Annotated in this window: 28 protein-coding genes and 2 tRNA genes; 26 read left to right on the top strand and 4 right to left on the bottom strand. The window is 64.1% G+C overall.

The genetic code is table 11. The features are described 5' to 3' along the window. Positions 1 to 517: 517 nt before the first annotated feature. Positions 518 to 1,279, bottom strand: coding sequence for a cytochrome c oxidase subunit II (coxB, locus tag C437_RS09955; protein ID WP_004516818.1), 762 nt, complete (start codon positions 1,277 to 1,279; stop codon positions 518 to 520). A 142-nt stretch (positions 1,280 to 1,421) separates the two neighbouring features. On the opposite strand from coxB, the gene C437_RS09950 reads away from it, so the two are divergent. The 5 genes from C437_RS09950 to C437_RS09930 all read left to right on the top strand — a co-directional run bounded on the left by C437_RS09950 (position 1,422) and on the right by C437_RS09930 (position 5,732). Beyond that, positions 1,422 to 2,813, top strand: coding sequence for a heme o synthase (locus C437_RS09950; protein WP_004516817.1), 1,392 nt, complete (start codon positions 1,422 to 1,424; stop codon positions 2,811 to 2,813). After that, the gene (locus tag C437_RS09945; RefSeq protein ID WP_004516816.1) at positions 2,810 to 3,511 is read left to right on the top strand and encodes a DUF7546 family protein; all 702 of its coding nucleotides are present in this window, start codon (positions 2,810 to 2,812) and stop codon (positions 3,509 to 3,511) included. Before C437_RS09950 ends, C437_RS09945 begins: the two co-directional genes overlap by 4 nt. A 31-nt stretch (positions 3,512 to 3,542) precedes the next feature. After that, positions 3,543 to 3,782, top strand: coding sequence for an Rdx family protein (locus C437_RS09940; protein ID WP_004516815.1), 240 nt, complete (start codon positions 3,543 to 3,545; stop codon positions 3,780 to 3,782). Positions 3,783 to 4,053: 271 nt separating this feature from the next. After that, positions 4,054 to 4,995: an ABC transporter ATP-binding protein gene (locus tag C437_RS09935; protein ID WP_004516814.1), complete on the top strand. Its 942-nt coding sequence runs from the start codon at positions 4,054 to 4,056 to the stop codon at positions 4,993 to 4,995. Then, positions 4,992 to 5,732: an ABC transporter permease gene (locus tag C437_RS09930; protein WP_004516813.1), complete on the top strand. Its 741-nt coding sequence runs from the start codon at positions 4,992 to 4,994 to the stop codon at positions 5,730 to 5,732. Before C437_RS09935 ends, C437_RS09930 begins: the two co-directional genes overlap by 4 nt. A 20-nt stretch (positions 5,733 to 5,752) precedes the next feature. Here the strand turns inward: C437_RS09930 and C437_RS09925 are convergent, their stop codons facing one another. Further along, positions 5,753 to 6,292, bottom strand: coding sequence for a protein-tyrosine phosphatase family protein (locus tag C437_RS09925; RefSeq protein WP_004516812.1), 540 nt, complete (start codon positions 6,290 to 6,292; stop codon positions 5,753 to 5,755). A 160-nt stretch (positions 6,293 to 6,452) separates the two neighbouring features. Here C437_RS09925 and cofD point away from each other — a divergent pair, with 160 nt between their 5' ends. The 5 genes from cofD (at position 6,453) to C437_RS09900 (ending at position 10,020) form a co-directional block, all read left to right on the top strand. After that, positions 6,453 to 7,445, top strand: coding sequence for a 2-phospho-L-lactate transferase (gene cofD, locus C437_RS09920; protein WP_004516811.1), 993 nt, complete (start codon positions 6,453 to 6,455; stop codon positions 7,443 to 7,445). Beyond that, positions 7,445 to 8,191, top strand: a complete 747-nt coding sequence (locus C437_RS09915) for a tRNA-dihydrouridine synthase (RefSeq protein WP_004516810.1) — start codon at positions 7,445 to 7,447, stop codon at positions 8,189 to 8,191. The genes cofD and C437_RS09915 overlap by 1 nt, the downstream gene beginning before the upstream one ends. Beyond that, positions 8,164 to 9,027: a triphosphoribosyl-dephospho-CoA synthase gene (locus C437_RS09910; RefSeq protein WP_004516809.1), complete on the top strand. Its 864-nt coding sequence runs from the start codon at positions 8,164 to 8,166 to the stop codon at positions 9,025 to 9,027. The genes C437_RS09915 and C437_RS09910 overlap by 28 nt, the downstream gene beginning before the upstream one ends. Then, complete coding sequence (locus C437_RS09905; protein WP_004516808.1) at positions 9,024 to 9,638, top strand: DUF447 domain-containing protein; 615 nt, start codon at positions 9,024 to 9,026, stop codon at positions 9,636 to 9,638. Before C437_RS09910 ends, C437_RS09905 begins: the two co-directional genes overlap by 4 nt. A 190-nt stretch (positions 9,639 to 9,828) precedes the next feature. Beyond that, positions 9,829 to 10,020, top strand: a complete 192-nt coding sequence (locus C437_RS09900; protein ID WP_004516807.1) for a 30S ribosomal protein S17e — start codon at positions 9,829 to 9,831, stop codon at positions 10,018 to 10,020. 55 nt (positions 10,021 to 10,075) lie between these two features. Here the strand turns inward: C437_RS09900 and C437_RS09895 are convergent, their stop codons facing one another. Further along, complete coding sequence (locus tag C437_RS09895) at positions 10,076 to 11,137, bottom strand: Mrp/NBP35 family ATP-binding protein (RefSeq protein WP_004516806.1); 1,062 nt, start codon at positions 11,135 to 11,137, stop codon at positions 10,076 to 10,078. A gap of 131 nt (positions 11,138 to 11,268) precedes the next feature. Next, entirely contained in the window at positions 11,269 to 11,568 is a 300-nt protein-coding gene (locus C437_RS09890) for a hypothetical protein (RefSeq protein WP_004516805.1), read from the bottom strand. 216 nt (positions 11,569 to 11,784) lie between these two features. Between C437_RS09890 and C437_RS09885 the strand changes: the two genes are divergently transcribed. The 16 genes from C437_RS09885 to C437_RS09810 all read left to right on the top strand — a co-directional run bounded on the left by C437_RS09885 (position 11,785) and on the right by C437_RS09810 (position 20,237). Then, positions 11,785 to 11,869, top strand: a tRNA-Ser gene (locus C437_RS09885). A gap of 21 nt (positions 11,870 to 11,890) precedes the next feature. Beyond that, positions 11,891 to 12,424: a 30S ribosomal protein S13 gene (locus C437_RS09880; protein ID WP_004516804.1), complete on the top strand. Its 534-nt coding sequence runs from the start codon at positions 11,891 to 11,893 to the stop codon at positions 12,422 to 12,424. After that, positions 12,424 to 12,939 carry a 30S ribosomal protein S4 gene (locus C437_RS09875; protein WP_004516803.1) on the top strand — a complete coding sequence of 172 codons (516 nt, stop codon included), beginning with the start codon at positions 12,424 to 12,426 and terminating at the stop codon, positions 12,937 to 12,939. The genes C437_RS09880 and C437_RS09875 overlap by 1 nt, the downstream gene beginning before the upstream one ends. Further along, positions 12,936 to 13,325 (top strand): 30S ribosomal protein S11, encoded by a 390-nt coding sequence (locus C437_RS09870; RefSeq protein WP_004516802.1) that lies wholly within the window; start codon positions 12,936 to 12,938, stop codon positions 13,323 to 13,325. The genes C437_RS09875 and C437_RS09870 overlap by 4 nt, the downstream gene beginning before the upstream one ends. A gap of 3 nt (positions 13,326 to 13,328) precedes the next feature. Continuing rightward, complete coding sequence (locus tag C437_RS09865) at positions 13,329 to 14,108, top strand: DNA-directed RNA polymerase subunit D (protein WP_004516801.1); 780 nt, start codon at positions 13,329 to 13,331, stop codon at positions 14,106 to 14,108. 104 nt (positions 14,109 to 14,212) lie between these two features. Next, positions 14,213 to 14,297, top strand: a tRNA-Leu gene (locus tag C437_RS09860). Between the two features lie 24 nt (positions 14,298 to 14,321). Further along, the gene (locus C437_RS09855) at positions 14,322 to 14,672 is read left to right on the top strand and encodes a 50S ribosomal protein L18e (RefSeq protein WP_004516800.1); all 351 of its coding nucleotides are present in this window, start codon (positions 14,322 to 14,324) and stop codon (positions 14,670 to 14,672) included. Further along, on the top strand, positions 14,669 to 15,106 hold the full coding sequence (locus tag C437_RS09850; protein WP_004516799.1) for a 50S ribosomal protein L13: 438 nt from the start codon (positions 14,669 to 14,671) through the stop codon (positions 15,104 to 15,106). Before C437_RS09855 ends, C437_RS09850 begins: the two co-directional genes overlap by 4 nt. Further along, the gene (locus C437_RS09845) at positions 15,100 to 15,498 is read left to right on the top strand and encodes a 30S ribosomal protein S9 (protein WP_004516798.1); all 399 of its coding nucleotides are present in this window, start codon (positions 15,100 to 15,102) and stop codon (positions 15,496 to 15,498) included. Before C437_RS09850 ends, C437_RS09845 begins: the two co-directional genes overlap by 7 nt. A gap of 12 nt (positions 15,499 to 15,510) precedes the next feature. Then, a complete protein-coding gene (locus tag C437_RS09840; protein ID WP_004516797.1) occupies positions 15,511 to 15,711 on the top strand; it encodes a DNA-directed RNA polymerase subunit N in 201 nt (66 codons plus the stop codon). After that, positions 15,708 to 15,881: a DNA-directed RNA polymerase subunit K gene (locus C437_RS09835; RefSeq protein WP_004516796.1), complete on the top strand. Its 174-nt coding sequence runs from the start codon at positions 15,708 to 15,710 to the stop codon at positions 15,879 to 15,881. The genes C437_RS09840 and C437_RS09835 overlap by 4 nt, the downstream gene beginning before the upstream one ends. A gap of 2 nt (positions 15,882 to 15,883) precedes the next feature. Then, positions 15,884 to 17,089 carry a phosphopyruvate hydratase gene (gene eno / locus C437_RS09830; protein WP_004516795.1) on the top strand — a complete coding sequence of 402 codons (1,206 nt, stop codon included), beginning with the start codon at positions 15,884 to 15,886 and terminating at the stop codon, positions 17,087 to 17,089. Continuing rightward, a complete protein-coding gene (gene rpsB, locus C437_RS09825) occupies positions 17,086 to 17,907 on the top strand; it encodes a 30S ribosomal protein S2 (RefSeq protein ID WP_004516794.1) in 822 nt (273 codons plus the stop codon). The genes eno and rpsB overlap by 4 nt, the downstream gene beginning before the upstream one ends. Positions 17,908 to 18,008: 101 nt before the next feature. Continuing rightward, positions 18,009 to 18,392 (top strand): DUF5518 domain-containing protein, encoded by a 384-nt coding sequence (locus C437_RS09820; RefSeq protein ID WP_004516793.1) that lies wholly within the window; start codon positions 18,009 to 18,011, stop codon positions 18,390 to 18,392. A 56-nt stretch (positions 18,393 to 18,448) separates the two neighbouring features. Next, positions 18,449 to 18,829, top strand: coding sequence for a DUF5518 domain-containing protein (locus C437_RS09815; RefSeq protein ID WP_004516792.1), 381 nt, complete (start codon positions 18,449 to 18,451; stop codon positions 18,827 to 18,829). A gap of 70 nt (positions 18,830 to 18,899) precedes the next feature. Continuing rightward, entirely contained in the window at positions 18,900 to 20,237 is a 1,338-nt protein-coding gene (locus C437_RS09810; protein ID WP_004516791.1) for a cytochrome P450, read from the top strand. The last annotated feature ends 25 nt before the right edge of the window (positions 20,238 to 20,262 follow it).

The following is a 20,262-nucleotide window of genomic DNA, read 5'->3' as shown; positions in this document are numbered from 1 at the left end:
ATGCTTTGATGACTAAACCGAGACGTTCTAGCACCGAAGGCGACAGAAACGCCGAGCATAACACTATCGAAGCCGGGACTCTGCCCCCCGTGGCATCGACGCCAGAATGTGGTCGTCGACGTGTGGGGTGTCGAGGCTCGTTGAAATCTAAGTTGCTGGCTGGCTTTCGAATGTTGCTGTCTGAATAGCCACGTCCTATTACAGGGCACTTTTAATTCACCGACAAGAGGTGTCCAGATTAACTGCGATACGGACGCTCAGACCTGCGGAATCGTGTTCTCTGCCGACGGTAAGCAGGAATTCAGTGAAACAATCATAGCCGCCAAAGCGTACATCTGACAGTGACGTAGCTGACAGGCGAATCGTTCAGTAATGGACTGACGGGCAGCGTCGGCTCTCCTGTGGGACTTCGACTTGGCCTAACTCCGGTCACGTCCGGAACTGCTCGCGCTGCTGGACGAGCGTAGCACTCCGTAGTTCATCGGCCCTCAAATGAAAAACCCGTTCAGTTGCCGCGTTACTCGCTGCTGCTTTCGGAGTCGCCGCCGCTCTTTTGCTCTGCCAGCCAATCCTCGTACTCGTCCTGCGGGACGACTTCAACGGTCCCGAGCATCTGTGAGTGACCGGAGCCACAGTACTCGGCACAGTAGAGCTGGTACGTGCCGGTATTCGTCGCGCGGGTTCGGAGACTGTTGTACTGGCCGGGGAACGCGTCGGATTTCAGCCCCAGCCCGGGAACGTGGAACGCGTGTAGCCAGTCAGTCGACGTGACCCGCAAAGATACGTCTTGATTGGCCGGTATCTTCAGGTCCGTCGTGGTGCTCACTTCCGCCTCACCGTCCCAGCTCGACTCGTTGTAGTAGAACGTCCAGCCGTACCGCTGGGCTTCGACGGTAATGAGTTCAGTGTCCTGTTCCTGTAGTTCGGCCTGGTCACCGGCCTCGGCGGTGACGTACGGGCTCGCCATCACCTGATAGGAGGCGACACCGACGAACAGGAGAATGATCGCCGTCGCGATGGTCCAGGTGACCTCGAGTCGGCGGTTCTCCTGTGTAGGGAGCGCCTCCTCCTGATTACGGAACCGCCAGACGGTGTAGATCAAAATCCCTTCGACGAGGACCGTAATCGGGATAGCAACGTAGAGGAGGTTCATGTTCAACCCCCAGATGAGACTATCCGTTGTCGAGTCCTGAATCTGTGCGGCGGCGGCCGGCTCGGCGGCGAGTGCGAGCAACGCAGCACCGAACAGAGCGACCAGACCGGCGCGTTTCCGGGTCATGGATGCGGCTTAGGATTTCGGAGATAAATAACTGCTGTCTTCGCCACAACCCCTCGATTTGCAACAGTAGGGTAGCAGACTCGCTCCAGACAGAGACAGCGGAATCGCGGGGTCTAAGTGGACAGCAGCGAAGGATACAACAATGGCAGAGAGCCGGACCTTCACCGGGCTGCTCGCCGCGACCGCTGTCGGCGTGTACTTGCTAGTTCTCGCCGGCGCGACGACAACGCTCACGGATGCGGCAGCAGCCTGCACGACTTGGCCGCTGTGTGACGGACCGGTCGACGTGACGAACACGGCCCTGCTGGTCGCCTGGGGGCACCGACTCGTCGCGGCCGTCGTCGGACTCCTCGTGGTGGCCGTGGCCGCCATCGGGCTTCGATCCGGCTGTCGCGGCCGGGTCAGGGCAGCTATCCTCCTCGGCACCGCGCTGTACCCGGTCCAGATAGCGCTGGGGGCTGTCGTCGCGACGAGCACCGAGACGGCACTTCCCGGCGCCCACCTCGCTCTGGGGATGGGAATCTTCGGCTCGTTCGTGCTGGCCCTAGCGTGGCACCTCGAAGCTGAGACGGGCAGTGATGACGAGACGCCGGTGAAGAACCCGACACCTGCGCCGGAACCGACCGGAGACGAAAGCGCCGGCCGGACCACAACACTCTCGCTCCGCGAACGCCTCGTCGGGACCGCATCTGCGTACTTCCGCCTGATGAAGCCCCGGCTGATGTGGCTTCTGTGCCTGGTCGCCGCCGCCGGGATGGCACTTGCGGCCGGTGAGGCGCTCACCGTCCGGACGGTGCTGCTCACGCTCGGGGGCGGCGTCCTCTCTATCGGCGCGTCGGGGACGTTCAACCACGTTCTCGAACGTGACATCGACAAGCGGATGGACCGGACCTCGGACCGTCCCATCGCGACCCACCAGATTCCGGTCCGGAACGCGCTGGCGTTCGGACTACTCTTGTCGTTCGCCTCGCTCTGGCTGTTCTGGCAGGTAAACATGCTTGTGGCGCTGCTCGGACTAACCGCGATTGTGTTCTACAGCGTTATCTACACGCTCGTGTTGAAGCCTAACACTGTCCAGAACACTGTCCTCGGTGGGGCTGCCGGTGCACTGCCGGCGCTCATCGGCTGGGTCGCCGCTGACGGGACGGTCGGCCTCCCGGGGGTTGTCCTTGCCGTCGTCATCTTCCTCTGGACGCCGGCGCACTTCTACAACCTCGCGCTCGCGTACAAGGACGACTACGAGGCGGGCGGCTTCCCGATGATGCCGGTCGTCCGCGGCGAGACGGAGACGCGCAAGCACATCGTCTACTATCTCGGAGCGACGCTCATCGCCTCGGGTGTTCTGGGCGTGCTCACGTCGCTTGGCTGGCTGTACGCCGTCACGTCGGTGTTGCTGGGTGCGGTGTTCCTCTGGGCCGTCATCCTGCTCCACCGCGAGCAGACCGAAGCGGCGGCGTTCCGGGCGTTCCACGCGTCGAACGCCTACCTCGGGGCAGTCCTGATCGCCATCGTCGTCGACGCACTCGCACTATGAGCACCACGACAGCAGCTTTCAGAGATGCGATCCCGGACACGCGCTCGCTGGTGACCTGGGCAGCCGTATTGAACGCGGAAGTTATCCTCGTTCTGGGCTACGTCCTCAACACGGCCCAACCCGCGACGGACCCGTTCCTTCTGCTGTTCCCGTTCATCTGGCTCAACATCGCCGGTCTCGTTGTCCTGCGGGTGCGGCCGGAACTGACCGACCGCCGTCGGACGCTCGGCAGTGCGGTTATCGCTCTGGGCTATCTACTCGTGTTAGGGTACGTCGGCGGCGTCTACGGAACGGGCGGCCAGGGGACGGGGGTCCGGCTAGTCACGCAGGCCCCGCCCGGATTCTCGCCGACGGTCGTGTTCAGCGGTGCGACCCTCAGCGTAGTGCTCATTCCGTGGAAAGTCGCCGGCTACCTGGCGCTCTCGTATCTGGTGTTCGTGACCGCCGTCGACGCGAGCGGCGGCGCGGTTGGCGGCATCGTCGGCCTGTTTTCGTGTGTCTCCTGTGTCCTCCCGATTATCGCGTCGATACTGGGCGGATTCGTGGGCGTCGGGGCAACGCTGTCACAGGCGGCCCTGTCCCAGTCGTATGGTCTTTCGACAGTGGTGTTCGTCACCTCGGTCGGACTGCTGTACGGCGTCCACCGGTTCGACGTGACGCTCGTCAGTCGGCTCCGAACATTAGTCGACCGACCATAGCGCTTTCACGTTGACAGGCGTAAAGGCCGATATGAGCACCGTCGAAATCGAATACTGTGTCCCATGTGGATTCCGCGAGCGAGCGGTAACCGTCCAGCAGGCGATTCTGTCCGGACTTGAGCGGGAACTCGACAGCGTCCGACTGGTCATGGGCGACCACGGGGTGTTCAGGATTAGCGTGGACGACGAGACGGTCTACGACAAAGCCGAGGCCAGCGACGAGTTCGACGTGGACGCTATCGTCCGTGACATCAGATCGTACGTCACGTAGCAGGCCACAGTGATACTGGCACCGGAACGCCGTGGCGAAGTCCCACCAGTATGAGAAGATATACCGCACAACAAACTATTTATTGTTCTGCTGTGACACTTCCGGCACATGGCGACGAAAACCGAATTCTGTGACCACTGTGAAACCACCAGACCAGTCGTTACGGACAAGCCGTGGCTCCCGGCTGTCTGTCTGGAATGTGGCCGCAACGTGTAACCCATAGTGGCGCGAGAACGGAACTGCTTTCGGCGGCCCGACCGGACGAGGGCGCATGGACGAGGTACTGGTCGCGTCGGATGTCGGGCGACGCTACGGCGATACGGTCGCACTTGACGGTGTTTCGCTGACGGCGACCGCCGGCGAGGTGCTCGCACTGGTCGGGCCCAACGGAGCTGGCAAGACGACGCTCGTACGGGCGTTGACCGGAACGACGGATGCGACTGGCGAGGTACGGCTGTTCGGCCAGTCCCCCAGAACGGTCGCCCGCGACCGAATCGGTCTGTTGCCACAGTCGTTTGCGCCCCACGAGCGACTGACGGCTCGGGAACTGCTCGAGTACTACGCCGGTCTCTACGACGATACTCGCGACGTCGAGGCTGTCCTCGACGACGTCGGTCTATTAGACACTGCTAGTACAACCTACGAGAACCTTTCAGGCGGACAGCAGCGACGGACCTGTGTTGCGACGGCGCTGATTAACGACCCGGACCTCCTCGTGCTGGACGAACCCACAACCGGCATCGACCCAGCCGGGCGGCGTGACCTCTGGCGACTGCTGGAGGGGCTTGCCGACCGCGGTGTGACGATTCTCGTCACGACACATTACATGGAGGAAGCCCAGCGCCTCGCGGACCGCGTCGGTCTCCTCGCTGACGGGACACTCATCGCACTGGATTCGCCGGAGGAACTCGTCGCTGAGCACGGCGGCGACAGCCAGCTCATCGTGGATGGGACCTTCGATGAAGCCGCTGTGGCGGCCATCGACTACCCGGCGGAGACAGCACTCCGGAACGGCCGGCTGGTCGTCTACGGCATCCGTCCGGAATCTATCGGTAACATCACTGCGCAACTGGGCGAGGCGGGCATCGAGTACGACAGTCTGACCTGGAAACAGCCGGACTTAGAGGACGTGTACCTCGAACTCACCGGGACGGCCGTCGGCCGGCGCGGCGAACCACAGCAGACGGAGCCGGTCGCGGGTGGTGTCCAATGAGCCGACTGGGTCGCCTCACGGCGGAGACGCGAGCAGCGTCGCTGGCCTTCCTCCGGCGACGGACGGCCGTCTTCTTCACGTTCTTCTTCCCGGTCATCATCGTCGTCATCTTCGGCGTGCTGGTCCAGACCCAGCCGGGCGGCGGCGGGCTGTTCACCGAGCCACCGAGCTTCTATGCGCCGGGGTATCTGGCGGTCGTCGTTCTGTTTACGCCGCTCTCTCGCGTCGGCAGCGAAGTGGCCCGTCACCGAGACGGGAACCGTTTCGAAAAGCTGGCGACGACGCCGCTGACCCGGACCGAGTGGCTGCTGGCACAGACGCTCGTCAACGTCGTCATCATCGGCATCGCCGGCCTCTTGATTCTGGGCCTGATGGTGTGGCTCACCGGCGCAACAATCCGCCTGTCGGGGCTGTTGTTCCCGTTTGTCGGCCTTGGCGTCGCACTGTTCTGTGCTGTCGGGGCGATGCTGGGCAGTCTCGCGGACTCGCAAGACGGCGTCATCGCGGCGAGCAACGGCATTGCGCTGCCGTTGCTCTTCCTCTCAGAGACGTTCGTCCCACAGACGCTCCTCCCCACGTGGCTGCCGACCTGGCTCTCGCCGCTGACGTACTTTTCGCGTGGCGTCCGTGCGGCGACGACGGGGACTGGCGAAGCGCTCGGCCCGCTCGCTGTTCTCACCGTCTGTGCCGTCGTCGGCTTTGCTGTCGGCGCACGGCTTCTCCCGCGCACGGACTGAATCCACTGTGCTGAGTGGCCCTACAGACGCGCGACAGACGACAACAGATCGAACAGTTCGTCTCTGGTCGCGTTCCCTGCCTTGATTGCGTCCTTCGGGTCACGACCCATCTCCTGTACTGCTTCGATGGCGCGGTCGGGGCCGTAGTCGTAATGATACACCAACCATGCGGCGAGTGCCTGTCCGGTGCGACCGATGCCGGCCAGACAATGAACGACAACTCGTTCCTCTGTCTCACAGGCGTCGACGAGGAACGGCAGAATCTCGTTGTGGAGGCGGTCCTGTGGGATAAGTCGGTGGTCGGGAACGGGTACGTGGCGGACTGATGACGCTCCGAAGGCCGCCCGATAGCGCTGGATATTGGCCCCAGCGTCGTCGAGCTGTTGCCCGGGAAGCAGACAGCAGACTCGCTCGATGTCGTGTGCCTGCATATGTGCGACCCACTCATCGAGAGCATCCTGATGCGTGGCGGCCGTATGCCAGCCCGGCGCACAGGACCCGTAGACGTACTCTTCGTTGGAGGTTGCAGGCGCGAAGCGGTGTGGATTCACGATGGGCATAGCACCCGTTACCCTGCCTATCTTACCGACCCTCTTCACTCTACCCACCCAGTTCTCAGCTGTGATTCTCTGCATAAAAAACGTCCTCGTACGGTCGTTTTCAAACCCTGACCAGCGTCAGTGACCACGTTTATACTGTCAGTTCCCCCTACGTCAAGACATGGTGACGTTTCTCGCCGGCGGGACGGGAACGCCGAAGCTCCTCGCCGGTGCCGACGACGTGTTTTCACCCGCGGCGACGACTGTCGTCGCCAACACCGGGGACGATATCGAACTGGGTGGGCATCTGGTCTGTCCCGACCTCGATACCGTCCTGTTTCTGGACGGTGCTGTCCTCGACCGAGAGATGTGGTGGGGTATCGCCGACGACACCGCAGAGACACACGCCGAACTGACGCGGCTCGCCGACGCCGCCGGGCTCGAAGGCGGCCCGCGATACCTCTCCGACGATGCACAGACCGCGGGGCGTGACATCGCTCGCTGGCGGCGCTTCTCGGGCGTCGCGGAGTTCATGCACATCGGCGACCGGGACCGCGCGGTCCACGTCACACGGACCTCGCTGCTTGACGAGGGCCACTCGCTGACCGAGGTGACGCGAACGCTCGCCGACGCGTTCGAACTGGAGCGGACCCTGCTACCGATGAGCAACGACCCTGTCGCGTCCATCATCCACACGCCGACCGGCCCGATGCATTTCCAGGAGTGGTGGGTCGGTCATAACGGGGAACCACCGGTCGAAGACGTGGAGTTTCGTGGCTCTGAGGCGGCCAGCGCGACGGATGCCGTCCTGACCGCACTCGAAGATACTGTCGTTATTGGTCCGTCAAATCCCGTGACCTCGCTCGGGCCGATGCTCGCCATCGATGAGGTCGAAGAGGCACTCCACGAAACAACGGTTGTCGCCATCTCGCCGTTCATAGAAGACACGGTGTTCTCGGGGCCAGCAGCGGACCTGATGGCCGGCGTCGGCGTTGAGCCAAGTACCGCTGGCGTGGCCGAGTCATACCCCTTCGCCGATGCGTTCGTACTGGACAACGACGATTCGACGCCGCTCGACGTGCCGGTCGTCCGAACCGACACTTCTCTTGACGACGAGGCTGACGCCGAACGGGTGGCTCGCGCCGTCGAAACAGCCCTCTCGGAGGTGGCCTGATGTTCGAGCCGCGGGTCGCGCTTGCGAGTTTGAGTGGCGAGGCCAACGCGTCGTGGGCCCGCGCGGTCGAGTCTCAGGTCGGATGTGCGTTCCTCGGCGGTATCGCACTTGACGACCGGACCCGCGAGGCCGCCCAAGCGATGACGGACCGCGACCGCTCCGAGTTCCTGCCGGACGATCCGGTCGCGTTCGTCGACGACCAGTTGGCTTCGCTTGCAGACGCACCGTTACGCCCGGCGTTCAACGTCCGGAGCGCGACGCTCGCGCCCGTCGAGCGTACTGCTGCCGTTTGCCAGCGTCACGACGCCATCGTCGAGATCAATGCCCACTGCCGGCAAGACGAGATGTGCGCCGCCGGTGCTGGCGAGGCACTGCTCCGGGACCCGGAGCGACTGGCGACGTTCGTGGAAGCAGCCGCGTCGACAGGGGCGACGGTCTCGGTGAAAGGACGTGCTGAACTCGACGGCGTCTCGCTCCCAGCCATTGCTCACGCCATCGAAGCGGCTGGTGGCGACATGTTCCACGTCGACGCGATGGACTCGGAGTCCGTCATCGCCGAGGTGACCGACGCCACCGACCTGTTCGTCGTCGCAAACAACGGCGTTCGAGGGGCGGAGACCGCACAGGAGTACCTCGCCTACGGCGCTGATGCGGTCAGTGTCGGGCGTGCAAGCGACAATCCCGATACGCTCCGTGCTGTCCGGGAAGCGACAGCGGGATGGTTCGCGTCGGAGGTGTCACCGTGAGCGACCGGTTGGTCGGACAGAACGCCCAGCTGGCACTACTGCTGGAGGTCTCCGGCACGCCGAAGCCCGGCAACGTCGACCGAAAGCGGGAGTACGACGACCTCCGGTTCGAGCACTTCATGGCCGGTGCCGTGGGAGCACGTCCGGGGCTCGACCGCGCGGCTGCGGGCGACTCTATCGGTCCCGCGTTCGAGACTGCTGTCGAGGGGATGGCCGCCCAATCGGGCGGGAACACCCAGTTCGGGGCGCTGCTGACGCTTACGCCGCTGGCGGCCGCGGCCGTCGATGGGCGACTGTCGCCGTCCGGTGTGGACGCCGTTGTCCGCGAGACGACCGTCGAGGATGCGGCGGCGTTCTACCGCGCCTTCGAACACGTCGATGTAGCCGTCGACGACCCGCCGGACGGGCTGGAACCGCTCGATGTCCGCCGCGGGAGCGACGCGATTCCGGAACTCCGGGCGCGGGGACTGACCCTGTTCGATGTAATGGAGTCAAGTGCTGAGGTCGACGGTGTGGCAGCCGAGTGGGTCTCCGGCTTCGAGCGCGTCTTCGAGGCTGCCGAGTGGCTACTGAACGGGTCGGGACCCGTTGCAGACCGCGCGTCTGCCGTGTTCCTCGAACTGCTTGCAGCGGAACCGGACACCTTCATCGCCACGCGACAGAACCGCGAAACCGCCACAGAGGTCCAGCGACGGGCACAGGCCGTTCTCGACGGCGACGAAGACGCAACCGACCTCGCCGAGGAGTTCGTCCAGCGGGACATCAATCCCGGAACGACTGCGGATATCGTTGCCGGTGCGTTGTTCGTCGCGCTGGAACGGGGGCTCGAAGTGTGACCGGGGAGCTGCCGCCAGACGGAACTGACGTACAGACGGCGTGGCCCGTCGCGCTCGCCGGCGTCACCGAGACGGTCGTCACCACGCTGGGACCGAATGAGCGCTGGAACATCGCTGCGCTGGGTGTCCATGCACCAGACGGTGACGGGCCAGCCACGGCGACGACGTGGGGACGGACCCGGACCTGGCGGAACTTCCGGGAGCGTGGGGATGGCTACGTTCAGTTCACTCGCGACCCGGTCGATTTCGCCGAAGCGGCGCTGTCAGTCCGCGAGGAAGACGACCCGGTCATTGACAGCGCAGACGCGTGGGTAGAGGTCGACGTTGAACGGCGTGATTCTGGAGCAGAAGGGAACACACAGTGGGTCGAGTGGGGACTCCACCCTGTCGACAGTGCCGTTGAGCGGCGCGTCGTGCCGACGACGAACCGCGGCCACGCTGCCGTCGTCGAGGCGACGGTCGCGGCTTCGCGACTGGACGTGCCGAGCTACGACCGCGAGACGTTGCTGGAGCGCCTCGCCTATTTCGAGTCCGTGGTCGACACGGCCGGCAGCGAGCGCGAGCAAGCGGCCTTCCAGCGCGTGCGTGAGCTAGTCGATGCCGAGTGGTAGCGACTCCGCACGGAATCAGGGGCAAACAGGCGACACACCACAGTCGGTGACAGGCTGTGTCGCACTCCCGCTGGGCCTGCCACAGCGACGGTCAGCGCACGGCAGTGCCTGGTTCCGCCCCTCCTGATAAACATTCGCGTGCGTGGTCCGTTCCGAACCCTTTTTGAGTGCGACCAAGCAAGTAGCGCGCATGGCAATCAAACCCGCCTACGTCAAGAAGACCGGGACGCTCCTCATGGAGCGATACCCTGACGCCTTCGGTGCAGACTTCGAACACAACAAAGACGTCGTCGAGGAACTGACCAACATCGAATCAAAGGGTGTCCGCAACCGCATCGCCGGCTACGTCACCCGGAAGATGAACAACCCGGTCGAAGCGTAACTCGGTTTTTTCTCTCTGTCTCCCGCAACAACGAGCTATTGCTCTCTTCTGCCCGCTACTGCTCTGGTTGGGTGGCCTGACTGTCGCTCTGGCGCTTTCGGTGGATGATGCCCTGCATGTTGGCGGTGCGGGCGGCGATGTCGCGGAACGACTCGCCGACATCGCTGTCCTCGTCCAGAACGAGCGGCTCGCCGGTCGCGCCACCTTCCCTGACTTCGGGGTCGAGCGGGATCTCGCCGAGGAACGGCATCTCCGTCTCGTCGGCGAACTCGCGGCCGCCGCCGCTGCCGAAGATGTCGTGCGTGCCGCCACAGTCCGGGCAGACGAACGACGACATGTTCTCGACGATACCCAGGACGGGAGTTTCGTGGCGGCCGAACATCCGGAGCCCCTTCCGGGCGTCGTCGAGGGCGACCTCCTCCGGCGTCGTAACGATGACGGCTCCGGAGACGGGCACCTGCTGGAGCATCGTCAGCTGCGTGTCGCCGGTCCCCGGCGGCAGGTCAACGACCATGTAGTCGAGTTCGCCCCAGAGCACGTCGTCCCAGAGCTGCGTGAGGACGTTGTCGACCATCGGGCCGCGGAAGATGACCGGGTCGTCCTTGCCGACGAGGAAGTCCATGCTCATCAGTTTCATCCCGTGTTTCTCGACGGGGATGATCTCCTCGTCCTCTGTCGCGCGCGGCTGTTCGTCGGCGTCGAGCATCCGGGGGACGTTCGGACCGTACACGTCGGCGTCGAACAGGCCGACGCGGGCCCCGAGCCGCGAGAGACCCGCGGCGAGGTTCACCGCGACAGTAGACTTGCCGACGCCGCCTTTCCCTGAAGCGACCGCAATGACGTTCTTGACCTTCGGGAGCGGGTCCTCGGCCTCCGGAACGCCGCGGTCGACGCTCGCCGAGAGATCTATTTCGCGGTCGATGTCGCTAAGCGCCTCGCGGACCTCGTTCGCGATGCTCGTCTCCGTCGGCGAGTACGGCGCACCGAGCGCCAGGTCGATGCTGATCTCGTCATCAGTCACGTCGATGCTGTTTATCAGGCCGAGTGAGACGATGTCGGCTCCCAGGTCCGGGTCCTCGACCGTTCGCAGGCGCTCGCGTACGTCGTCTGTATTCATGCACAGGAGTAGGTCCCGGAGGTGCGATAAGAATTGTGACACTGCCGAGCACGGCCAGAGCGGCTTAATCGTTCTCACACGTGTGCAGGTGCACGCGGGAAGGCCAGTTCAGAGGTCCGCGAACTTCGAACTCAGGGACGCCGGAACACGTAGACGCTCTCTCCGCCCAACTCGGCGCGGAGTTCGCCGCTGTCGTGGTCGAACACGAGCCGTTCTGGCGACCCAGCAAACGAGTGCAGTGGCATGCCGGTGTCTACCGTGCCGTCGGGAGCCACTGCAATGTGGGTTCGGCCACTGAAATCGGCCCGAAGCGTGCCGTCCTCCGCTTCTGTGACGGCGTCAGGCCCCGCAAACTGTTCTAACTGGGCACGGACTGTTGCCCGCTCAGCTGGGTCGACACTGCTACCGCCGTCGGTGCTGTGCCGGTGCATATGCTGGTGTGTGTCTCCAGTGACGAAGGGATTGTGCTGGCTCGTCTCCTGTGGCAGGACTTGCTATTAGATGTCTCAGTGGGTATGTCTCGGAGTCACGCAGCCAGCCCCCTTCGTTGCGTTTAAATACAACCCCGGAATAGAATCGGATAGACTCGTGTAGGGGGACCAGCCCCCGAGTCCGTGTGCTGCGGGCGCGAGTGTCATAGAACGCGTGTCGTGGTAGCCAAGCCTGGCCCAAGGCGCAGGGTTGCTAACTCTGTGGCGTACAGCCTCCGGGGTTCGAATCCCCGCCACGACGCTCACCCATCAGTACCTACATATGAGTGCAGAAGACCCCAACGCGGGCGAGGACGCGGATGCCGAAGAGGAGGAGGACATCCGCTATTTCGTCCGTATCGGACAGACAGACCTCGACGGGACGAAATCCGTCGAGCGAGCACTGACAGAACTGAACGGTATCGGCCACCGGGCCGCCCGAATTATCGCCCAGAAGGCGGACGTCGACCGGCGCGCGGTCTTCGGCAAGCTCGACGACGACGTTATCGAGCGCGTCGTCGACAACGTCGAGAACTTCGCCGATGAGGTGCCCGAGTGGATGGCCAATCACCAGAAGGACTACTTCACCGGTGAGACCACCCACGAGACCGGCAACGACCTCCAGCTCACCTGCCGGCAGGACATCAACCGCATGAAGATGATTGACTCCTACCGCGGTGTCCGCCACAAGCGCGGCCAGAAGGTCCGTGGACAGCGTACCAAGTCCACTGGCCGGACGGAGGGGACCATCGGCGTCAACGTCGAGGCGATTAAGGAAGAGCAGGCTGAGGAAGCCGCCGCGGAGGATGACGAATAATGGCGCTTGGTTCAAACACGAAGTTCTACGAGACGCCGAATCATCCCTTCCAGGGCGAACGTATCGCCGACGAGGCTAACCTCATCGGCCGCTACGGCCTGAAGAACAAGGAAGAACTCTGGCGCGCACAGTCAGAGCTTCGTGGCTACCGCCGCGAGGCCCGGAAGCTGCTGGGCAGCGCCGGCGAGCACGAGACCGAGGCCGAGGAGTTCCTCGCCCGTCTCAAGCGCTACGGCATCCTCAACGAGCAGGACCAGCTCGACGACGTGCTGTCGCTTGACGTGACCGACGTGCTGGAACGCCGCCTGCAGACGGTCGTCTACCGCAAAGGCTACGCGAACACGCCCGAGCAGGCCCGCCAGTTCATCGTTCACGGACACATCGTGCTGGACGACGCTCGCGTCACCCGACCCGGCATGACAGTCGAAACCGCCGTCGAGAGCTCGGTCGGCTTCGACGAGCACAGCTCGCTGTCGGACGAACTCCATCCTGAGCGCGCGGAGGCCCAAGAATGAGCGAAGAAACCGAAGACATCTGGGGCATCGCCCACGTGCACGCATCGTTCAACAACACGATCATCACCATCACCGACCAGACCGGCGCAGAGACGCTCGCAAAGAGCTCCGGCGGGACGGTCGTCAAGCAGAACCGCGACGAAGCGTCGCCGTATGCGGCGATGCAGATGGCCGAGGTCGTTGCGGAGAAGGCCCTCGACCGTGGTGTCGAGGGCGTCGACGTTCGGGTCCGCGGTCCCGGCGGCAACCTCCAGACCTCGCCCGGCCCAGGTGCGCAGGCGACGATCCGCGCACTCGCCCGAGCGGGGCTGGAGATCGGTCGCATCGAGGACGTCACGCCGACCCCGCACGACGGTACTCGTGCACCCAAGAACTCCGGATTCTAACCAATGACACAGGACTACGAGGTTGAGTTCGTCGAACGCGGCGAGCGCGAGGCCCGCATCCTCGTGCGCGGCATCACGCCGGCCTTCGCCAACGGCATCCGTCGGGCGATGGTCGCGGACGTGCCGACGTTCAGTATCGATACCGTCCGCGTCATCGAGAACACCAGCGTGATGTTCAACGAGCAGATCGGTCTCCGACTGGGACTGGTCCCGCTGACGACCGACCTCGACGACTTCGAGATCGGTGACGAGGTGACGCTGTCGCTGTCCGTCGACGGGCCGGCCACGGCCTACTCCAGCGACCTCGTCTCCTCGGACCCGATGGTCGAAGCCGCTGACGACAACATCCCGATCATCGACCTCAAGGAGGGCCAACGTCTCGAAGTCGAGGCCGACGCCGTCCTCGACACTGGTCGGGAACACGCCAAACACCAGGGCGGCGTGGCCGTCGGCTACCGACACCTCCAGCAGGTGGAGGTTGTCGGCGACCTCGGCGAGTTCGAGGACGACGATCCGAACATCCTGCGTGGCGTCATCGAAGAGCAGGCGGCCGAACACGCCGCCGGCGACGCCACTAACGGCGAACTGGTCGCGACAGACGAGTTCGACAACGACCTCCGGAACCGGTATCCCGGCAAGGAGGTCGAGGTCTCGGACGTGCCGAACGCGTTCGTGTTCCACGTCGAGACCGACGGCTCGTTCACCACCGAGGAACTGGTCCTGCGCGCGGTCGAGACGCTGCGTGACCGCGCGACCGAACTGAAAGACGCAGTCCAGCTGTAACGACACAATGCCCCGACACACCCCACCACTACCGATGACCGCCCGCTCCCCGAGCGCGAGGACCGAAAGGGGTTTTACGGGGCACGCAAAACGAACAATCGCGCGCAGGGATAGCCAAGTTTGGCCAACGGCGCAGCGTTCAGGGCGCTGTCCCGTAGGGGTCCGCAGGTTCAAATCCTGCTCCCTGCACTTTTCCCACAACGGAGGAATCATATGAGTAAGACGAACCCGAGACTCAGTAGTCTCATCGCCGACCTGAAGTCAGCCGCCCGCAGTTCGGGCGGTGCTGTCTGGGGCGACGTCGCCGAGCGCTTAGAAAAGCCACGGCGCACACACGCGGAAGTCAACCTCGGCCGTATCGAACGATACGCCCAGGAAGACGAAACCGTCGTTGTGCCCGGCAAGGTGCTTGGCTCCGGTGTCCTGCAGAAGGACGTCACCGTCGCCGCTGTCGACTTCTCCGGAACCGCCGAGACGAAGATCGACCAGGTTGGAGAGGCTGTATCACTCGAACAGGCAATCGAAAACAACCCAGAAGGCTCCCACGTCCGGGTGATCCGATGAGCGTCGCAGAGTTTGACGCGGATGTCATCGTTGACGCCCGCGACTGTATCATGGGCCGCGTCGCATCACAGGTCGCCGAACGCGCGCTCGATGGCGAGACGGTCGCCGTCGTCAACGCCGAACGCGCCGTGATCACCGGCCGAGAGGAGCAGATCACGGAGAAGTACAAGAAACGTGTCGACATCGGTAACGACAACGGGTACTTCTACCCCAAGCGACCGGACGGTATCTTCAAGCGCACCATCCGTGGCATGCTGCCCCACAAGAAGCAGCGTGGCCGCGAAGCGTTCGAGAACGTCCGTGTCTACCTCGGCAACCCGTACGACGAGGACGGCGAGGTCCTAGACGGCACGTCGCTTGACCGACTGTCGAACATCAAGTTCGTCACGCTGGGCGAAATCAGCGAAACGCTTGGAGCGAACAAGACATGGTAACGAACACGTCTGGCAAGAAGAAGACCGCCGTCGCCCGCGCAACCGTTCGCGAGGGCGAGGGCCGCGTGCGTATCGACTCGCAGCCGGTCGAACTCGTCGACCCGGAGCTGGCGCAGCTCAAGATGCTGGAACCGTTCCGCATCGCCGAGGACGACCTCCGCGGCGAGGTTGACGTTGAAGTGTCCGTCGAGGGTGGCGGCGTTATGGGGCAGGCAGACGCCGCCCGAACCGCCATCGCTCGCGGGCTCGTCGACCACACTAACGACGCTGAACTCCGTGACGCATTCATGGAGTTCGACCGCTCGCTGCTGGTCAACGACGTTCGCCAGTCCGAACCCAAGAAGTGGGGCGGCCCCGGTGCGCGGGCCCGCTACCAGAAATCGTACCGCTAAGGTGATTCAGGTATGATGGTACCGGTTCGGTGTTTCACGTGCGGTAACGTCGTCGGCGAGCACTGGGAAGAGTTCAAGGCACGCACCCGCGAGGCCGAGGAGCCCGAGGACCCGGAGAAGGTCCTCGACGAACTTGGCGTCGAGCGGCACTGCTGTCGCCGGATGCTCGTCTCACACAAAGACCTCGTCGACATCGTCTCACCCTACCAATGAACGCACAGGAAAGCCGCTACGAGAAGGCCCGCAAGCTCGGTGCGCGAGCGCTGCAGTTGGCCCACGGTGCTCCCGTGCTCATCGAGACGGAACACACCCAGCCGATACTCATCGCCGCCGAGGAGTACGACGCTGGCGTCCTACCGTTTACGGTCAACAGGAGTGACTAACGATGACGCTCATCACAGACATCAGACTCCGCCGCGTCCTCGACTCCCGCGGGAACGCGACCGTCGAGGCCGATGTTCTCACCGAGAGTGGGGGCTTCGGTCGTGGCAAGGCACCGAGCGGCGCAAGCACGGGCGAGTACGAAGCCATCGAGCTCCCCGCTAACGAAGCCATCGCCAAGGCCCGCGAGGAGGCACTCCCGCGGCTTATCGGTGAGGTCCACGCCGGGAACCAGCGTGACGTCGACGCGGCACTGCACGCCGCCGACGGCACGGACGACTTCTCCGGCATCGGCGCCAACAGCGCTGTCGCCATCTCGATGGCGGCCGCCAAGGCCGGTGCCGACGTGCTGGGCGCACCGCTGTACCAGCACCTCGGCGGTACGTTCCGGGGCAACGAGTACCCGACGCCGCTTGGCAACATCATCGGCGGCGGTGAACACGCTGCGGACGCGACCAACATTCAGGAGTTCCTCGCGGCCCCCGTCGGCGCACCGAGCGTCGAAGAGGCCGTCTTCGCCAACGCCGCGGTCCACCAGGAAGTCCACGACATTCTGGCCGACCGCGACCTGCCAGCGGGCAAGGGCGACGAGGGTGCCTGGGCACCGTCCGTCTCGGACGACGAAGCGTTCGAGATTATGGACGAGGCCGTCGAGACTGTCGCCGACGACTTTGGCTTCGCAATCTCCTTTGGCCTCGACGTTGCTGGCGCAGAACTCTACGACGAGGAGGAGGACGGCTACGTCTACGACGACGGCGTCAAATCCACCGAAGCGCAGATCGAGTACATCGCCGGGAAGGTCGAGGAGTACGACCTCGTCTACGTCGAGGACCCCCTCGACGAGAACGACTACGAGGCCTTCGCGGACCTGACCGCACAGGTCGGTGACCAGACGCTCGTCTGTGGTGACGACCTGTTCGTCACGAACGTCGAGCGCCTGCAGGCCGGTATCAACGCCGACGCCGGGAACTCCATCCTGATCAAGCCCAACCAGATCGGGACGCTCACCGACGCTGTCGACGCCATCGAACTGGCGACGGCAAGCGGCTACGAGTCCGTCGTCTCCCACCGCAGCGGTGAGACGGAAGACACGACAATCGCACACCTCGCTGTCGCCACTGACGCACCGTTCATCAAGACCGGCGCGGTCGGCGGCGAGCGCACAGCCAAGCTGAACGAACTAATCCGTATCGAGGACAACGCAGTATGAGCGGCAACGAAAAAGAAGGTCTCGACGCGTCCGACTCCGACTTCGACCCGTCCGACGAGGACGACGAAGCGGTCGACGCGGAGACCGAAACGGAAGCCGAACAGCCCGCCGACGACGCCGACGAGGCGACAGAGGCCGAACCAACCGATGCCGACACGGAGGCCGACGAAGAAGCCGAGGCCGACGAGGCCGCCGGCCCGCAGCTGGACGAGGACGTCATGCCCGACGAGCAGTCGGAGGCCGACCTCCTCATCCCCGTCGAGGACTACCTCGGCGCCGGTGTCCACATCGGGACCCAGCAGAAGACCCAGGACATGGAGCGGTTCATCCACCGCGTCCGGACCGACGGGCTGTACGTGCTGGACGTCTCGATGACCGACGAGCGCATCCGGACCGCCGCGGACTTCCTGTCCAACTACGAACCGGAGCAGATTCTGGCCGCATCGTCGCGCCAGTACGGTCGGTTCCCGGCCGAGAAGTTCGCCGAAGCCATTGGCGCACGCGTCCGCACCGGCCGGTTCATCCCCGGCACGCTGACCAACCCCGACTACGACGGCTACATCGAGCCTGACATCGTGGTCGTCACCGACCCGATTGGTGACGCCCAGGCTGTCAAGGAGGCCATCACGGTCGGGATCCCGGTCATCGCGATGTGTGACTCCAACAACACCACGTCGAACGTCGACCTGGTCGTCCCGACGAACAACAAGGGGCGTAAGGCGCTGTCGGTCGTCTACTGGCTGCTGGCCAACGAGACGCTCGACCGTCGCGGTGCCGAGCCGACGTACGGACTCGACGACTTCGAGTCCGACCTCTAACGTCGCTGAACTGTTTCGTTTTTCCGCCCGTTGACCTGCGAGTGGCAACACCGGTCGCTCCAACACAAGACCTACCACGAGACCCGGAGTAGGGCTGGCAAATGGGAGAGGGAGACACGTTCGTCAACGCCGTTATCGGTGCCGTCGCGACCGCACTGCTGAGTGGGTTCGTCCCACTCGCACCGCTGCTCGGCGGCGGCATCGCGGGCTACCTCGAAGGTGGCGAGCGAGCCGACGGCGTCCGCGTCGGCCTGCTGTCCGGCGTCGTCGGGCTGGCAATTTCGCTGGTCTTCTTCGTGGTCGTGTTCGTTTTCCTGGCCGCGTTTCTGGCGTTCGTTCCCGAGGCGCTTGGCGTGTTCGGCGCACTGGGGCTGGTCGTGCTCGTTCTGGGAACGCTCACGACAGTCGCGTACTTTCTCGGACTGAGCGCGCTCGGCGGGTGGCTGGGCAACTACGTCAGGTACGATACGACTATCGGCGACTGACAGCTCACACAGTGTCGGTAACTACATCACTCGGGACGCTACTACCAGCAACGCATATGCGCGAGTCGGTGAGAAACGCGGGTCTCGGTGCATTCGTGACGATTGCGCTGTCTTTCATTCCCTTCTCGTCGGTGGCCGGCGGTGCCATCGCCGCGGCGAACCACGGTGGCGGCTACCGGACCGGACTCTGGCTGGGGTCGCTGGCCGGCGTCTGTGCGATGGTCCCCTTGCTCGCACTCTTCATCCCGGCGCTGTACATCGTCGGGTTCCTCGGGTTCGGAATCCCGCCCGGGACGCCCGGGTACGACCTGTTTCTGGCACTCGTCTTTGCGTTCTTTCTGCTGTACACTGTCGGTCTCAGCGCGCTTGGCGGCCTCGGCGGGGTCTGGGTATCGGCACACACCGACTGGAATCTAGATGCCGACCGCTGGCTCTAAACGCGCCAGAGCCGCCCGCTGTCCGATATTTGGCATACCATTCAAGCGTGTTCGGCACTAATAGCGGCTGATGTCAAAGACGCCGCCCGGACCGAAGGGCGAACCGCTGTTCGGCAGTAGTCGTACGTACGCTCGGGACCCGTTCCGATTCATCTCAGCGCTGGAGCGGGCTTACGGCGACGTCGCCCGTTTCGACATGGGGCCGATGGACACGGTCATGCTGTGTGACCCGACGGCAATCGAGCGCGTGCTGGTCTCGGAGGCCGACCGGTTCCGAAAGCCAGACTTCCAGGGCGACGCGCTGGGGGATTTACTGGGTGACGGGCTGTTGCTGAGCGAGGGCGAGACGTGGGAGCAGCAGCGAAAGCTCGCGAACCCCGCGTTCTCGATGGCTCGGCTGTCGGGGATGGCCGAGCGCATTACCGGTCACGCAGAGGACCGCATCGCCGACTGGTCCCACGGGGACATCATTGACGCCGAGCAGTCGATGACGCGGGTCACGCTGGACGTGATTCTGGACCTGATGATGGGCGTCGAACTCTCCGAACAGCGAGTCCAGACCATTGAAGAGCAGTTGTTGCCGCTAGGCCAGCGGTTCGAGCCGGACCCGATCCGCTTTGCCATGCCGGAGTGGATGCCGATGCCCGACGACGGCGAGTTCGACCGTGCCGTACGGACGCTGGATGAGGTGCTGGACGACATCATCGCGGTCCGCGAGGATTCGCTTGGGACGGATGAGGACGGCCCGATGGACTTCCTGTCGGTGCTCCTGCGCGCTCGCGACGAGGGGAACCAGTCGCCCGAGCAACTCCGCGACGAGATGATGACGATGCTGCTTGCGGGCCACGACACGACGGCGCTGACGCTGACCTACACGTGGTTCCTGCTGTCGGAACACCCGGAGGTCGAACAGCGAGTCCACGAGGAACTGGACGACGTTATTGGCGACGACCGACCGGGGATGGAACACGTCCGCGAACTGGACTACCTCGAATGGGTGATTCAGGAGGCGATGCGTCTCTACCCGCCAGTGTACACCATCTTCCGGGAGCCGACCGAGGACGTGACGCTGTCGGGCTATGATGTCGAGGCGGGGACGACGCTGATGGTCCCACAGTGGGGCGTCCACCGGTCCGAGCGGTTCTACGACGACCCGGAGACGTTCGACCCGGAGCGCTGGAAGCCCGAGCGAGCCAGCGAACGCCCGCGGTTCGCCTACTTCCCGTTCGGTGGTGGCCCGCGCCACTGTATCGGGAAGCACCTTGCAATGCTGGAAGCGCAACTCATCACCGCAACAACGGCCAGTCAGTATCGACTGGAATTTCAGGGGGAAACACCGCTGGAACTGCTGCCGTCGCTGACTGCTCACCCACGACAGCAGATGTCGATGCGCGTGCAGGAGCGGTAACACGGTCCCCGAGATAACTACTCCG

The sequence above is a fragment of the Haloarcula vallismortis ATCC 29715 genome (assembly GCF_000337775.1).
Taxonomy (GTDB): Archaea; Halobacteriota; Halobacteria; order Halobacteriales; family Haloarculaceae; genus Haloarcula; species Haloarcula vallismortis.
The sequence above is the reverse complement of the archived record's forward strand: the minus strand, read 5'-3'. Positions and strand labels throughout refer to the sequence as shown.